The organism is Pararhizobium sp. LjRoot255 (genome assembly GCF_964252905.1).
In the GTDB taxonomy this organism is placed as follows: domain Bacteria; phylum Pseudomonadota; class Alphaproteobacteria; order Rhizobiales; family Rhizobiaceae; genus Pararhizobium.
In genome coordinates, this window is record NZ_CAXUPQ020000001.1 from 1,094,119 (window position 1) to 1,107,531 (window position 13,413).

The following is a 13,413-nucleotide window of genomic DNA, read 5'->3' on the forward strand; positions in this document are numbered from 1 at the left end:
TGCAACGCCATGCCCGGAACGTAACGCTCCTTGCTCAAAAGCAAACCCAAGAAGGGCCGCACACCGCGGTATTAAAATAAATGACGAAGCGTACCTATCAACCGTCCAAGCTTGTTCGCAAGCGCCGTCACGGCTTCCGTGCACGTATCGCCACCAAGGGTGGCCGCAAGGTTATCGTTGCCCGCCGGGCCCGTGGCCGCAAGCGTCTGTCGGCTTAAGCCGATCGGGCCCGAGGAAAGAATGCGGGCACATGGCGTCAAATAATCAAAAATCGACTGTCGGGCGGCTGAAAAGCCGGCCGCAGTTTCTTGCTGTCCGCGAAGGAGAAAAGCGGAAAGGCCCGTTGTTCCTTCTCGAGGTTCTTGATCGTGGCGAACCGGAAAGCCCGCCGCGTTGCGGCTTCACCGTCACCAAGAAGCACGGCAACGCCGTGGAACGCAACCGGATGCGCCGGCGCCTGAAAGAGGCCGTGCGGCTGTCTGCCGGGTTTGCAATGGAGCCCGGACACGACTATGTGATTGTCGCCAGACGCGACCTCCTCAATGCTCATTTCGAGCGGCTGGTGGGAGGGCTTCGCGAGCGCATCGAAAACAAGCAGAAAATTCACGGCCGCAACCGGCCGGCTTCAGGAAAGAATGATGGAAAATAACCGCAATTACTTCGTGGCGATTGCCCTGTCGGTGCTGATCCTGATCGCCTGGCAGTTTCTCTACGTCAATCCGAAGATGGAGAAAGAGCGTGTTGCGGCCGAGCAGAGCCAAACGCAGGCCGATCCGGCCGCAAACGGCCAGACAACGACGAGCCAGACAACGACGGACCAGGCAACGACGGGCCAGGCAACGACAGCCGGCGCGGTGCCGGGTGCGGTTGAAACACGCGACCAGGCGATCGCCAAATCGGCCCGCGTCACCATCGACACCTCGGCGCTCAGCGGCTCGATCAATCTGACCGGCGCACGGTTAGACGACCTGAAGCTCAAGGAATACCACGAGACCGTCGACGACAAGAGCCCGATCATCACGCTCTTCAGCCCGGCCGATACGAAGGACGGCTATTTCACCGAACTCGGCTATATCGGCAACGAGGCGACCGGGACCGTTCCCGGCCCGACAACGGTCTGGGCCGTCAAGAGCGGCGACAAGCTGACCGAATCGACGCCGGTGACGCTGACCTACACCAATGAGAAGGGCGTCGTCTTCGACCGTACCATCTCGGTTGACGAACACTTCATGTTCCAGGTGAACGACAAGATCACCAACGGCGGCGGTGCCCCTGCCTCGCTTTCCTCCTATGGCCGCGTCACCCGCTTCAACAAGCCGACGACGCCGAGCATCTACGTACTTCATGAAGGCTTCATCGGCGTCATCGGCGAGCATGGCCTGAACGAAGTGGCCTATGGCAAGGTCGAGGACGAGGCTCCGATCCAGCCCGGCAAGACGACGACCGGCTGGCTCGGCATCACTGACAAATATTGGGCCGCGACGATCGTGCCCCCTCAGGCGACGCCTTATGAAGCGAAGTTCGCGCATTTCCCCGACGGCCGCCCGCGCTACCAGGCAGACTACAAGCAGGACGCGATCACGATTGCGCCCGGCCAGTCGACCGACCTCAAGACTTTGTTGTTTGCCGGTGCCAAGCAGGTTCCGCTGGTCGATGGCTACGAAAAATCCTATTCCATTCCGCAGTTCGACCTCTTGATCGACTGGGGCTGGTTCTACTTTATCACCAAGCCGATGTTCAAACTGATGGATTTCTTCTTCCGTTACTTCGGCAATTTCGGTGTTGCGATCCTTCTGACCACCATCGTCGTCAAGGCGCTGTTCTTCCCGCTTGCCTCGAAGCAGTACGCTTCCATGGCGAACATGAAGAAGGTTCAGCCGAAGATGGAGGAGCTGAAGAAGAAGCACGGCGATGACCGCATGGCGCTGCAGCAGGCGATGATGCAGCTCTACAAGGACGAGAAGATCAACCCGATCGCTGGCTGCTGGCCGATCGTGTTGCAGATCCCGGTGTTCTTCGCGCTCTACAAGGTGATCTATGTCACCATCGAAATGCGCCATGCGCCGTTCTTCGGCTGGATCCAGGACCTTTCGGCGCCCGATCCGACCTCGATCTTCAATCTCTTTGGCGTCCTGCCCTTTGACGTGCCGGCCGCGCTGATGATCGGTGTATGGCCGCTAATCATGGGCGTCACCATGTTCCTGCAGATGCGCATGAACCCGACGCCGCCGGATCCGACCCAGGCGATGCTGTTTACCTGGATGCCGGTCGTCTTCACCTTCATGCTGTCGAGCTTCCCGGCTGGTCTCGTCATCTACTGGGCCTGGAACAACACGCTTTCGATCGCCCAGCAGGCGGTCATCATGAAACGCCACGGCGTCAGGGTCGAGCTGTTCGACAATCTCAAGGGATTGTTCTCGAGGAAGCCGAAACCGGCCGAATAGGCCGTAACAGGTTAAACGCCAAAGGCCCCGGATCTTCTTATCCGGGGCCTTTTGTTTTCCACCACCACCTCACGCGTCAGGCCGCCTTGGAAGCATCCGCGGCCGCCCCTTGCGAACGCAGGAAACGCCGCTCTTCCTGCGTGATGCCGTCATACCCCCAGGTATCGGCTTCGATCTCGTCGACCACCACATAGGTTGCGACCGGCAGGTCCGGCCCAAGAACCTGCTTAAACATCGATGCCACCGCGGCAACGAAGCGAGCCTTCTCCTCATGGGTATTGGTACCGCGCGTCACCTTGACGTCGAGATGTGCCGCCACCGGCACCGGCTCGCCGCCAATGGACCAGCTTCCCGGCTTGGCGACATCGACGAGGACGGCGGTGACTTCCGGCCGCTTGCGCATGATCGTGACCATGAAATCGGTGGCCTGTCTCTGCAATTCCTGCTTTTCGCGGCCGCCGATCGCGGCACCGGCAACGTGGATATGAACGAAGGGCATGGCGTTTTCCTTTTCTTCGACTGTTGACGAAAGGACGATAACGCCGCACATTAATTTTGAAAAATTGAATCTTCTAAACAGATAGTTTGGAAAAACAGAATGGTTTTGCCGGTCAATATCGACATGGACGTGCTGCGTACCTTCGTCACCGGCGTGGACCTCGGCAGTTTTGCGAGGGCCGCAGACCGCTTGGGCCGCTCCCCTTCCGCTATCAGCCTGCAATTGCGCAAACTCGAGGAACAGGCGGGGCAGACGCTGTTCCAGAAGCAGGGGCGTGGACTGGCACTAACGGAAGCCGGCGAGATCATGATCGGCTATGCGCGGCGAATCCTCGACCTCAACGACGAGGCGCGCAACGTCCTCTCCGGGCTTTCCGCCATGGAGGGCTGGGTGCGCATCGGCCTGCCGCAGGATTTCGCCGAGACCTGGTTTCCCGGTCTGCTCGGACGTTTCGTCCGAGCCCATCCGAAAGTCCGCGTCGAGGCGCGGGTTGATCGCGGATCGGCGCTGGCGGAGGCGGTGGAAAATGGCAGCCTCGATCTCGCCGTGACCTGGGGCGACATCGGACGTGCCGCGGCTCAGATTATCGAACGGCGTGCCGTTGCCTGGATCGGCCCCGAAGGCTTCGTCCGGGACCCGCAGCAGCCGCTGCCGCTTATTGCCTTCGATGCGCCCTGCGCTTTCCGCTCCGCCGCCGTTACGGCTCTGGAGGCAAGGACGATCGTCTGGCGGCATGTCTTCGCCAGCCCGAGCCTCGCCGGCCTCTGGGCTGCGGTATCAGCCGGCCTTGGCGTCACGCCCCGCACAAACGAAGCTGTGCCGCCGCATCTGCGCGTGCTCGACCCCGAGGCTGCCGGCCTTCCCGCGCTTGGCGCCATCGACATTGCGCTTCATGTGTCGGGCGCATCCCGGAGCGCGGCCGTCGATCGGCTTCGCATCTTGCTCCTGGAAGCGATCGAAGCTCGCTCATCAGCCGCGTGAACACGAAGCCCTCTGGCACTGTGCCCACATCCCGCTTTCCGCCATGGCCACGGCAGTTTACGACAGCCCTGTGTCGCGCCTATCAGCGTCCGCGCCGCAAATCGCCTCTACACTCCAGCCGTCTCCAACCGGGTTCTTGCCATGTCGCAGCCTTCCGCCTTGCCGCAATCCGTAACTGCCGGATCACAAAACCCGGTTCAGGGCGCAATGCTGGTGCTCGGCTCGGCCATCGTGTGGAGCTTTGGCGGCACGCTTGCCCGGTTTCTGGACGAAGACGGCTGGACTATCGTCTTCTGGCGCTCGCTGTTTGCCGCATTGTTTCTCATCTGCTTCATGCTTTTGCGCGACGGCCCGCGCGGCACGGCCACACTTTTCCGCAACATGGGCCTGCCCGGCATCGCCGTCGGGCTCTGCTTCGCCATCGCTTCGACCTCATTCATCCTTGCCCTCGCCTACACCACCGTCGCCAATGTCGTGCTGATCCAGGCCGGCGTGCCGCTGATCGCGGCACTCGTCAGCTGGATCGTCTTTCGCGAACGCATCTCGCTCCTGACCTGGCTTGCCATCGCAGCCGTGATCGGCGGCGTCGCCATCATGGTGTCGGATTCCGTGAGCGGCGCCGTCTCGCCGATCGGCGATGCGCTTGCCGTTCTGATCGCCTTCGTCTTTGCGCTCGCCACCGTGATCACCCGCCGCTACGCGCATGTGCGCATGACACCCGCCGCCTGCTTCGGCACAATCGTTGCCGGCACTGTCGCGGCCATCATGTCCTCCAGCCTCGCGGTCACCCTGCCCGAGCTCGGCATCCTCGTGACCTTCGGCGCGCTCAATTTCGGCTTGGGCCTGGCACTGTTCGTCACCGGAGCGCGGCTCATCCCGTCCGCGCTCGCCGCCCTTCTCGGAACGGCTGAAACTGTCCTTGCGCCACTCTGGGTCGCCTTGATCCATGGCGAGATCCCGAGTTTGAATACCATACTCGGCGGAATGGTCGTGCTCACCGCCCTCCTCTCCTATCTCAGCGTCGAGATGTGGCGGCAAAGAAGAGCCCTCGGCTGAGCAAAGTCACCAAGCTCGCAACTTTCCTTGACTTGAGGGCGCAAAACCGCGAAGTCGTGGGCGAGACCAAGGACAGGACCGCCATGACAGACATCAAACCGCAGGACGACAAGCCCCTCTTCGGGCGGCCGTGGATATTCATTCGCGGCGTGCCGTCGATGAAGTTCCTGCCGCCGGAGGGTCCGTTCGAGATCGCCTTTGCCGGTCGCTCCAATGTCGGCAAGTCGTCGCTGATCAATGCGCTGGTCGGCCACAAGGGGCTTGCCCGCACCTCCAATACGCCGGGCCGCACCCAGGAACTCAACTACTTCGTGCCCGACGGCTTTTCCGGCGAGGCCGGAGACCTGCCGCCGATGGCGCTCGTCGACATGCCCGGCTACGGCTATGCGCAGGCGCCGAAGGAACATGTCGATGCCTGGACCAAGCTGGTCTTCGACTATCTGCGCGGCCGCTCGACGCTGAAGCGCGTCTATGTGCTGATCGACAGCCGCCACGGCATCAAGAAGAACGACGAGGAAGTGCTTTCCCTGCTCGACAAGGCGGCCGTGTCCTACCAGATCGTCCTGACCAAGACCGACAAGATCAAGGAGCCCGCGGTTCCAAGGCTGATTGCCGAAACGCTGGAAAAGATCCGGAAAAGGCCGGCTGCCTTCCCGGAAGTCCTCTCCACCTCCTCGGAAAAGGGCAACGGCCTGGAAGAGCTGCGCAGCGCCATCCGGACGGCAATCGCCAGCTAACCGGGCCATCGTCACACTACCCCGAGACCAAATGCGCCCTATCTCCCGACGGGGGTCGCCTTCCGGCAATCTCAGAGACGTCACGCGTTGAGGGAGAAACAACATGTCTGATCTGATTGTCATCGGCTTCGACAACATGGAAGAAGCCGACAAGGTGCTTCTGAAGCTGAACACGCTGAAGAAGGAATATCTTATCGACCTCGAGGATGCCGTCGTCGTGGTGCGGGACGAAACCGGCAAGGTTCACCTGAAGCAGAGCGTGAATCTGGCCACGATCGGCGCGACCTCCGGCCTCCTGAGCGGTTCTCTGTGGGGCGGCCTCGTCGGCCTGCTGTTCCTCAACCCGCTTGCCGGTTTTGCCATCGGCGGGGCGATTGGTGCCGGTACCGGCGCTCTTTCGGGTTCGCTTGCCGACTACGGCATCGATGACGATTTCATCAAGTCCCTGAGCGAGACCATTCCCAACACTTCCTCGGCGCTATTCGTACTCGTGCGCAAGGTGCAACCGGAAAAAGTGCTGGCAGAATTTGCCGGCCTGCGCGGTAAGGTGCTCAAGACCTCGCTTTCGCCGGAACAGGAGACGAGGCTACAGGAAGCTCTCTCGGGGACGCAGCCGGAATCGCCGGTACCAGGTACCTTCTAGGGGCCGATGGCCGCGAGCGGGGGTGCCAAAAGTGGTCATTGATCGGCGTCTTGTCGGCGGGTAAGGGAGTTGCGTTCATCCCACCGACAGGCCACCCATGCTGCTCTTGAAACTCACCCTCGTTCCCGCCTTTTTGCTTGCCGTTTCACTGGCAGGCAAAAAATGGGGGCCTGCGATCGCCGGGTGGCTTTCCGCGCTTCCAGTGGTTGCCGGTCCGATCCTCTATCTGCTTGTGTTGGAACACGGACCCCGCTTCGGCAGCGAGGCGGCGACCCTTTCCGTCTACGCTATCGCAGCGTCCGAAGCCTACAATTTCGCCTATGCGTGGACCTGCCGCTCCAAGGGTTGGGTCGTCTCGGTGATAGTCGCGCTCACAGTGTGGTGCTCCGCCGCCTTCGGCCTTACGATGCTGCCGGTCTCGGCACCCCTCGCCCTCGTCTGCGCACTGGCGGCGGTGCTCTTTTCGCAGGCCTTCCTGCCGCGCAGCCGCTGCGTAGCGACGGCCAAAGCGTTGGGACGGGGCGATATCCTAAGCCGGATGCTAGCGGGCGCGGCCCTGACCGTGGCGGTCACGTCGCTCGCGTCGGCTGCTGGCTCCAGCTGGAGCGGCCTTCTTGCCGTGTTTCCGCTGCTCGGCATCGTTCTATCCGCTTCGTCCCATCGCGCGGCGGGGCCGGAATTTGTGATTTCGCTTTTGCGCGGCATGGCGCTCGGGCGCTTCGCCTTCGCCGCCTTTTGCCTGGTGCTGGTCGTGTGGCTGCCGCGCGGCGATGCCAACCTCGTCTTCGCCGGCGCCGCGGTCGTGTCGCTCACCGTGCATGGGCTCAGCAAAAAGCTCCTGAACCGCGGTCGCATCACCGCGCAGCTGGCTGCCGAAAGCGAATGATCGTGATCCGTCGGGTACTCAAGCCGTTGCCGGCGTAAACCTCATCGCCATGCCGTTGATGCAGTGACGCATGCCGGTCGGCGGCGGGCCGTCGTCGAAGATATGGCCGAGGTGGCCGCCGCAGCGGCGGCAATGGCATTCGGTGCGCGTCATGAACAGTGACGTATCCTCACGCGTACCGATGGCATTGGGCAGCGATTCCCAGAAACTTGGCCAGCCCGTGCCGCTGTCATATTTCGCTTCCGAGGAATAGACCGGCAGGTCACAGCCGGCGCAATGGAAGATGCCCTTGCGCTTCTCGGTGTTGAGCGCGCTGGTGAACGGTCGTTCCGTGTCCTCATGACGCAGGATGCGATATTGTTCGTCGGTCAGTATCGCCTTCCATTCGGCATCCGTCTTCGTCACTTCGAATTTCTCGGCCGTCGCCGCCGCAACGCTATTCTGCGTGAAGCCGCGAAAGGCGGTGGCTGCCATAATGGCGGCGCCGGAAAGAAGAAAGAAGCGGCGGCGTGTCATGCTCGTTCTCCCGTCTGCCGGACGCGCCCGGCAGTGCTTTGCAGTGCTTTGCAGTGAACCTAATGTTCCCGGTTGCGGACGGCAAAACAAATGCCTATCAATCCCGCGTGAGCAAAGCTTGAATACGGATGAAAAGGCCACCCGGAAACGGCACCGGTAAATGCAGAAATTTCCAACCAGCTGAAATTGAAACGCTTTTCTGCAAATCATCGGCAGCGATAACGAAAAATGCTGCGCAGCATGGGCGCAGCATCAGACCAGTCATGCCGAGCACAAAATCAAAACGTCACGGAAGCCGCGTCTTGCCGGCAGCGACGACAGGTCCCGTTGCGCTGCCTGTCGGCGAGCCGCCGAACGGTTCGACGCTGACGGCGAGCGTGACGCCCTCGCCGACCTTTGCGCGCAGTTCCGGCGCGATGACGATCTCGCCCTCGCCCGTCTGCGGCAGGACGCCGAGCGATTTGGCGGGATTGTTGCCTTCGATCAGCCAGACTTCCAGCGACTTGGCCTCCGCCTGCCTGGCAGCAACCGGCGTCACCCTCAGCGCCCCGGTTCCGGTGTCGTACTGCGCCAGAAGATTGATCGCAGCACTGCCCTCGCCGGCAAGCTCGGCGACCAGCGGCCGCCTCTGGCGCGCGGGTTCAAGGATGCCGGATGCAAAGGTGGCAATGGTGACAAACCCGGCGACGGAGACCAGCGTCAATATCCGCCAGAAGGCCAGCGAGTTCCACAATCCGCGGCTCGCAACAGCCGGCTGTTCGGCGAAGATACGCCGCTCGATGGCGGTGAAGACCTGCGGCGGCGGCGGCAGCGGCTCATAGGCGTCGTCGAAGGAGGAAAGATTATTCTGCCAGTGTTTGACCATGGCGGCGAAGGCGCGGTCGAGAACCATGCGTGCCTCGACCTTTCGGCGGTCGTCGGCAGAGAGAACACCAAGCACGTACTCGCCCGCGATCACCTGGTCGCGGCGGGAATCTCCGCTTTCGGGGTCCTGTGTGCTCATCGCTCCATGCACTCTCTCAGTTTGAGAAGGCTGCGGCGCAGCCATGTTCGCATCGTGTTCAACGGAACGCCGAAAAGCCCGGCAAGTTCCTGGTAGCTCAGCTCTTCGACATAGGCCTTGCGCACCGCATCCGCGCGGTCTGCCTCAAGTTCAGCCATACATTTGTCGATCTTGCGGCCTTCCGCCTTGTTGTTGGCCGATTTTTCCGGATCGGGAGCAGAATCGGCCAGATCATAAGCCTCGTCAATCGTGTTTGCCACAGGCTTTCGCGCCCTCAACTGATCCGATCGCATGATTGCGCGCGATCACCGAAAGCCAAGGCATCGCATTGGCCTCGCCAGCGGGCAGCGGCCGGCGCGCTGCCAGATCTTGATGTAGATTTCCTGCAGCGCTTCTTCCGCTTCAGCCCTCGAAACCCGGCCGATCAGCAAGGAAATATCATCAATGCCATGAATGCTTGCCGTCCTCCCCCCGCCAGCGGCGAAGATAGGACAGAAATCAGCGGATAAAAAGGGAGGTCCGGCAGATAAAGCCGGCTGCGAAAGCCCATGTCACACCGGCTTTATCTTTGACGCGGATCATTCCCTCCACCGGAAACTTGCGCTAAACAGCATCCGGCTATTTCCAGAGGTATTTCCATGTCCGCATCAGAGAGCGAAATCCAAGCAGATCTTCTCACCAAGGCACTGCCCTACATGCAGCGCTACGAGAACAAGACGATCGTCGTCAAATATGGCGGCCACGCGATGGGCAATCCCGAACTCGGCAAGGCCTTTGCCGCTGATATCGCACTCCTGAAGCAGTCCGGCGTCAACCCGATCGTCGTCCACGGCGGCGGCCCGCAGATCGGCGCGATGCTGACCAAGATGGGCATCGAATCGAAATTCGAGGGCGGCCTGCGCGTCACTGACGCCAAGACCGTCGAGATCGTCGAAATGGTGCTCGCCGGCTCGATCAACAAGGAAATCGTCGCACTGATCAACCAGACCGGCGAATGGGCGATCGGCCTCTGCGGCAAGGACGGCAACATGGTCTTCGCCGAAAAGGCGAAGAAGACCGTCAAGGACCCGGATTCCAACATCGAGCGCGTGCTCGACCTCGGCTTTGTCGGCGAGATCGTCGAAGTCGACCGCACCCTGCTCGACCTGCTCGCCCGCTCCGAGATGATCCCGGTCATTGCCCCGGTGGCCCCCGGCCGCGACGGCCATACGTACAACATCAACGCCGACACCTTTGCCGGCGCCATTGCCGGTTCGCTCAACGCCACCCGCCTGCTCTTCCTCACCGACGTTCCCGGCGTGCTCGACAGACAAGGTGAGCTGATCAAGGAACTCTCCGTCGCCCAGGCACATGCGCTGATCAAGGACGGCACGATCTCCGGCGGCATGATCCCCAAGGTCGAAACCTGCATCGAAGCGCTCGCCCGCGGCGTCGAAGGCGTCGTCATCCTCAATGGCAAGACGGCGCACTCGGTGCTGCTGGAGATCTTCACGGAGCACGGTGCGGGGACGCTGATCGTTCCTTGATTTGCGGTTGGGCAAAAACGGCGTCAGTCTGCATTGGAGGACACCGCCCAACAGCGCAGTTACCCCTCACCTTGGCCATCTCCGCTTGCGGGAGGGCAATTGCAGATGGAGCGAAGGCGAATGCGACGAACTCCCTCTTCTCCCCGCGGGGAGAAGTGCCGAGCGTATGCGAGGCGATGAGGGGGGTCTCTCGGCATTCTCGGCGCCAGCCGTCCCCCTCATCCGGCGCTTCGCTCCCTCTTCTCCCCCGCGGGGGAGAAGAGGGAGCGAGCCGCAACTCTACATGTCATTGCGTTGCCGCGGGGAGAGGCTGAGGTTAGAGGCTGTCGCAAGAATCAACCGCGCTGATAGATCTTTCCCGCCTCACCCTTCAGCCAATCGATCATCGCCCGATACGGCCCCGGCCCATAACTCACGCGCGCCACCCCCAGACCGGCGAACGTCTTCACGTCAGCCATGCCCGACCACATCATGATGTTAACCGGCAGTGCGACGGCCTCGCAGAGGCGGCCGATCAGGTCCGGGTTCGACAGGCCCGGCACGAAGAAGCCGCTGGCGCCGGCCTCGGCATAAGCCGCCGCCCGCTCGATCGCCTCGTCCACCAGCGGCGCGTGGCGTACGGGGTCGGAGAGCTTCAGGAACAGATCGGTGCGGGCATTGATGAAGAAGGGCACGCCCTTCTGATCAGCCGTCGCCCGGATCGCCTTGATCCTTGCCGCCTGCGCCTCGAGCGTGTGCAGCCCGCTGCCGCCGACCATCTGGTCCTCGAAATTGATGCCGGCGGCGCCGACGTCGATCACCCGCCCGACGTTCAGTGCGACCTCGGCGGCATCCTCGGCATAGCCGCCTTCAAAATCGACTGACACCGGCAGGTCGGTCGCCGCGACGATGGCACGGGCGATATCGACAAGCTGCAGCAGCGGGATTTCCTGGCCGTCGCCATAGCCGTTGGCCGCCGCCACCGACCAGCTTCCGGTCGCCAGCGCCCTGGCGCCGGATTCGGCCACGGCCTTGGCGGTGCCGGCGTCCCAGATATTGTAGAGCACCACCGGATCACCCCTGCGGTGCAGTTCCGTGAACGCCTTTGCCTTCTCCACCTGGTTCATCGTTTTTCCTCCGAAAACAATCCCAGTGGACTTCATGCCGCAAAAGCCGTTGCTTGCGCCAGAGGTGACCGTCAGATTTCGCGGGTCTGCTCGGTCAAACCACCAGAAGCATGACGACACCGAGAACGATCAGCAAGCAGCCGATCACCTCCAGCCGGTTGATCCATTCGCGGAAGATGAAGACCGCCGAGGCAAAGGTGAACAGCATCTCCACCTGCGCCACCACCTTGACGATCGCCGCCTGCTGCAGCGTCATCGCCATGAACCAGCCGAAGGAGGCCGAGGCACCGGCGAAACCGACCAGCAGGCCCGGCCGCCAGGCGGTGATCACGCGCTTCAATTCCTCCGGTTCGCGGACGAGAATCCACGCGAGCATCAACACGGTCTGCAACAGGATGACGAAGCCGAGCGTGAAACTCGCCTGCATGACGAAATCCGGCGCGGGCAGGCTCGGCGCCAATGCGAGAGACGCGGAGCGGTAAGACACGGCTGATAGGCCGAAGAAGGTGCCGGACAGAAGCCCGACCCCGGCCGTGCGCGTGAAGACCGAGGTCACCAGCGATTTGACGCTGAGCGACGTGCGCGCCACCGAAATGATCATCACGCCGACGACCGAGACCGCGATCGCGATCAGTGTTCCGCGGCTTGCCGTCTCGCCGAGGAAGATCAGCCCGAACAGCGCCGCCTGTGCCGGCTCGGTGCGCGAATAGGCGGTTCCCACCGCGAAATTGCGGAACGAAAACAGATGCACCAGAAGGAAGGTTGCTGCGATCTGCGCCACCCCGCCGACCACGGCCCAGAGAAAAAAATGCCCGTCCGGCACCGGCAGCGGCCGGTCGAAGCCGCGCCAGAGAATTGCCAGATAGACGAACGCAAAGGGCAGGCCATAACCGAAGCGCACAAAGGTCGCCCCGGTGGTGCCCATGACGCCCTTCAGGTGTTTCTGCATGGCGGAACGTATGTTCTGCAGGAAGGCCGCCGCGACGGTGATGATGATCCAGGTTTGCATGGCTGCGGGCTAGCATGCGGGTCCGGACATTGCCAAGTATGGCGGGCGGCTAAAGGCGGTTCAGCCCGAATTTTCCTGAACCGCCGGCGAGGGCTCGGACTGCCTGAATGTCAGCGACGGGACGTCCTCCTCGAATTTCTTCACTCGTTGGTCGTAGTCCGGCGAAACCGTGCCCAGAACGCGGTCCCAGAAGGAGAAATAGTTGCCGTAGTTGTAGCGGAATCCCGAATGGTGCTGGTCATGGAAGGTCGTGCACAACAACGGCGACGGGTAACGCGCCGTCGATGAGGCGAAATACTCAAACCCGCAGTGGCCGAACATGCCGTTGAAATGCTCGAACAGTCTTTGTCCCACCAGGATCGCCGGCGGGAACGGGACGACGAAGACGATGGCGGCCGAAAAACTCTGCAGCAGAAAATTGTCCAGAACATCCTCCGAATAGGTGCTCCAGATCGTCGGCGCGACACTTTTATGATGAAGGGCGTGCAGCGGGTAGAGCCACTTCGTGTGCAGCAGCCGATGCATGAAATAGAACCAGGTGTCGTAGAGGAACATGCAAAGGATAAACAGCGGCACCGCCGCCCACCAGTTGAAGGCCCAGGGCGCCGGCGCCCAGCCCTTCTCCTGGAAGTAGAGGCCGAGCGTCACCGGCAGGCAGGCGCTGAACATCGAAGCCAGGCTCTGGCGGATTTCCGCACTGCGGCGTTTGCCGGGACCACGCCCCTTCTGGATCTTCCGCTCCGGATTGCGGTCGTTGACCCAGGTCAGGCCATAGCCGAGAGCGAAATAGGTCACGACCGTCGTGGCGTAGAATCCGAACAGAAATGCAAGGTAGAAGACTTCATCCGACATCGGTATCAGCAACTCCCGAACCAAAATCGCCCCTGCCGGAAACGTGCCACATCCCTTCCGCAATTCAAAGTAGAAATGCGAAAAGGGGCACATAAAGCCCATTTCCTGGCCACTTTTGCCATGCCATAAGGCCCCATGGACTCCATCGACGGGCT

16 protein-coding genes and 1 pseudogene are annotated in these 13,413 nt (G+C 61.8%); 9 read left to right on the plus strand and 8 right to left on the minus strand.

Annotated elements, in window-relative coordinates; translation table 11 throughout:
• The first annotated feature begins 80 nt into the window (after positions 1–80).
• The 3 genes from rpmH to yidC are packed head-to-tail and all read left to right on the plus strand — an operon-like array spanning position 81 to position 2,444.
• On the plus strand, positions 81–218 hold the full coding sequence (rpmH, locus tag ACSQ2W_RS05415; protein WP_037104763.1) for a 50S ribosomal protein L34: 138 nt from the start codon (positions 81–83) through the stop codon (positions 216–218).
• 32 nt (positions 219–250) lie between these two features.
• Positions 251–649 (plus strand): ribonuclease P protein component, encoded by a 399-nt coding sequence (gene rnpA, locus ACSQ2W_RS05420; protein ID WP_436085341.1) that lies wholly within the window; start codon positions 251–253, stop codon positions 647–649.
• Positions 639–2,444: a membrane protein insertase YidC gene (gene yidC, locus ACSQ2W_RS05425; protein ID WP_436085342.1), complete on the plus strand. Its 1,806-nt coding sequence runs from the start codon at positions 639–641 to the stop codon at positions 2,442–2,444. The genes rnpA and yidC overlap by 11 nt, the downstream gene beginning before the upstream one ends.
• A 76-nt stretch (positions 2,445–2,520) precedes the next feature.
• On the opposite strand, the gene ACSQ2W_RS05430 is transcribed toward yidC, so the two are convergent.
• Positions 2,521–2,943, minus strand: coding sequence for a tautomerase family protein (locus ACSQ2W_RS05430; RefSeq protein WP_436085343.1), 423 nt, complete (start codon positions 2,941–2,943; stop codon positions 2,521–2,523).
• 99 nt (positions 2,944–3,042) lie between these two features.
• Between ACSQ2W_RS05430 and ACSQ2W_RS05435 the strand changes: the two genes are divergently transcribed.
• The 5 genes from ACSQ2W_RS05435 (at position 3,043) to ACSQ2W_RS05455 (ending at position 7,246) form a co-directional block, all read left to right on the plus strand.
• Positions 3,043–3,924 carry a LysR family transcriptional regulator gene (locus tag ACSQ2W_RS05435; RefSeq protein WP_436085344.1) on the plus strand — a complete coding sequence of 294 codons (882 nt, stop codon included), beginning with the start codon at positions 3,043–3,045 and terminating at the stop codon, positions 3,922–3,924.
• A gap of 141 nt (positions 3,925–4,065) precedes the next feature.
• Positions 4,066–4,980, plus strand: a complete 915-nt coding sequence (locus ACSQ2W_RS05440) for a DMT family transporter (RefSeq protein ID WP_436085345.1) — start codon at positions 4,066–4,068, stop codon at positions 4,978–4,980.
• An 83-nt stretch (positions 4,981–5,063) separates the two neighbouring features.
• Positions 5,064–5,717, plus strand: coding sequence for a ribosome biogenesis GTP-binding protein YihA/YsxC (gene yihA, locus ACSQ2W_RS05445; RefSeq protein WP_436082784.1), 654 nt, complete (start codon positions 5,064–5,066; stop codon positions 5,715–5,717).
• A gap of 103 nt (positions 5,718–5,820) precedes the next feature.
• Positions 5,821–6,360 carry a DUF1269 domain-containing protein gene (locus ACSQ2W_RS05450; RefSeq protein WP_436082785.1) on the plus strand — a complete coding sequence of 180 codons (540 nt, stop codon included), beginning with the start codon at positions 5,821–5,823 and terminating at the stop codon, positions 6,358–6,360.
• Between the two features lie 97 nt (positions 6,361–6,457).
• Positions 6,458–7,246, plus strand: coding sequence for a hypothetical protein (locus ACSQ2W_RS05455; protein ID WP_436085346.1), 789 nt, complete (start codon positions 6,458–6,460; stop codon positions 7,244–7,246).
• A gap of 18 nt (positions 7,247–7,264) precedes the next feature.
• Here the strand turns inward: ACSQ2W_RS05455 and msrB are convergent, their stop codons facing one another.
• From msrB to ACSQ2W_RS05475, 4 genes and pseudogenes are all read right to left on the minus strand, one after another.
• The gene (gene msrB / locus ACSQ2W_RS05460) at positions 7,265–7,762 is read right to left on the minus strand and encodes a peptide-methionine (R)-S-oxide reductase MsrB (RefSeq protein ID WP_436085347.1); all 498 of its coding nucleotides are present in this window, start codon (positions 7,760–7,762) and stop codon (positions 7,265–7,267) included.
• Positions 7,763–7,859: 97 nt separating this feature from the next.
• The gene (locus ACSQ2W_RS05465) at positions 7,860–8,027 is read right to left on the minus strand and encodes a hypothetical protein (RefSeq protein WP_436085348.1); all 168 of its coding nucleotides are present in this window, start codon (positions 8,025–8,027) and stop codon (positions 7,860–7,862) included.
• 21 nt (positions 8,028–8,048) lie between these two features.
• Positions 8,049–8,765, minus strand: a complete 717-nt coding sequence (locus ACSQ2W_RS05470) for an anti-sigma factor (protein ID WP_436085349.1) — start codon at positions 8,763–8,765, stop codon at positions 8,049–8,051.
• A pseudogene (locus tag ACSQ2W_RS05475) lies at positions 8,762–9,175 on the minus strand (sigma-70 family RNA polymerase sigma factor); the annotation flags it as partial. The pseudogene ACSQ2W_RS05475 and the gene ACSQ2W_RS05470, both read right to left, overlap by 4 nt.
• Positions 9,176–9,403: 228 nt before the next feature.
• On the opposite strand from ACSQ2W_RS05475, the gene argB reads away from it, so the two are divergent.
• Positions 9,404–10,291: an acetylglutamate kinase gene (gene argB / locus ACSQ2W_RS05480; protein WP_436085350.1), complete on the plus strand. Its 888-nt coding sequence runs from the start codon at positions 9,404–9,406 to the stop codon at positions 10,289–10,291.
• A gap of 335 nt (positions 10,292–10,626) precedes the next feature.
• Here the strand turns inward: argB and ACSQ2W_RS05485 are convergent, their stop codons facing one another.
• From ACSQ2W_RS05485 to ACSQ2W_RS05495, 3 genes are all read right to left on the minus strand, one after another.
• Entirely contained in the window at positions 10,627–11,397 is a 771-nt protein-coding gene (locus ACSQ2W_RS05485; protein ID WP_436085351.1) for an isocitrate lyase/PEP mutase family protein, read from the minus strand.
• 94 nt (positions 11,398–11,491) lie between these two features.
• Complete coding sequence (locus ACSQ2W_RS05490; RefSeq protein WP_436085352.1) at positions 11,492–12,406, minus strand: EamA family transporter; 915 nt, start codon at positions 12,404–12,406, stop codon at positions 11,492–11,494.
• 60 nt (positions 12,407–12,466) lie between these two features.
• Entirely contained in the window at positions 12,467–13,258 is a 792-nt protein-coding gene (locus ACSQ2W_RS05495; protein WP_436085353.1) for a sterol desaturase family protein, read from the minus strand.
• Positions 13,259–13,413: the final 155 nt, after the last annotated feature.

Coding starts and splice junctions, on each gene's coding strand:
- rpmH (WP_037104763.1), top strand. CDS start 81: ATGACGAAGCGTACCTATCAACCGTCCAAGCTTGTTCGCAAGCGCCGT.
- rnpA (WP_436085341.1), top strand. CDS start 251: ATGGCGTCAAATAATCAAAAATCGACTGTCGGGCGGCTGAAAAGCCGG.
- yidC (WP_436085342.1), top strand. CDS start 639: ATGGAAAATAACCGCAATTACTTCGTGGCGATTGCCCTGTCGGTGCTG.
- ACSQ2W_RS05430 (WP_436085343.1), bottom strand. CDS start 2,943: ATGCCCTTCGTTCATATCCACGTTGCCGGTGCCGCGATCGGCGGCCGC.
- ACSQ2W_RS05435 (WP_436085344.1), top strand. CDS start 3,043: ATGGTTTTGCCGGTCAATATCGACATGGACGTGCTGCGTACCTTCGTC.
- ACSQ2W_RS05440 (WP_436085345.1), top strand. CDS start 4,066: ATGTCGCAGCCTTCCGCCTTGCCGCAATCCGTAACTGCCGGATCACAA.
- yihA (WP_436082784.1), top strand. CDS start 5,064: ATGACAGACATCAAACCGCAGGACGACAAGCCCCTCTTCGGGCGGCCG.
- ACSQ2W_RS05450 (WP_436082785.1), top strand. CDS start 5,821: ATGTCTGATCTGATTGTCATCGGCTTCGACAACATGGAAGAAGCCGAC.
- ACSQ2W_RS05455 (WP_436085346.1), top strand. CDS start 6,458: ATGCTGCTCTTGAAACTCACCCTCGTTCCCGCCTTTTTGCTTGCCGTT.
- msrB (WP_436085347.1), bottom strand. CDS start 7,762: ATGACACGCCGCCGCTTCTTTCTTCTTTCCGGCGCCGCCATTATGGCA.
- ACSQ2W_RS05465 (WP_436085348.1), bottom strand. CDS start 8,027: ATGACTGGTCTGATGCTGCGCCCATGCTGCGCAGCATTTTTCGTTATC.
- ACSQ2W_RS05470 (WP_436085349.1), bottom strand. CDS start 8,765: ATGAGCACACAGGACCCCGAAAGCGGAGATTCCCGCCGCGACCAGGTG.
- argB (WP_436085350.1), top strand. CDS start 9,404: ATGTCCGCATCAGAGAGCGAAATCCAAGCAGATCTTCTCACCAAGGCA.
- ACSQ2W_RS05485 (WP_436085351.1), bottom strand. CDS start 11,397: ATGAACCAGGTGGAGAAGGCAAAGGCGTTCACGGAACTGCACCGCAGG.
- ACSQ2W_RS05490 (WP_436085352.1), bottom strand. CDS start 12,406: ATGCAAACCTGGATCATCATCACCGTCGCGGCGGCCTTCCTGCAGAAC.
- ACSQ2W_RS05495 (WP_436085353.1), bottom strand. CDS start 13,258: ATGTCGGATGAAGTCTTCTACCTTGCATTTCTGTTCGGATTCTACGCC.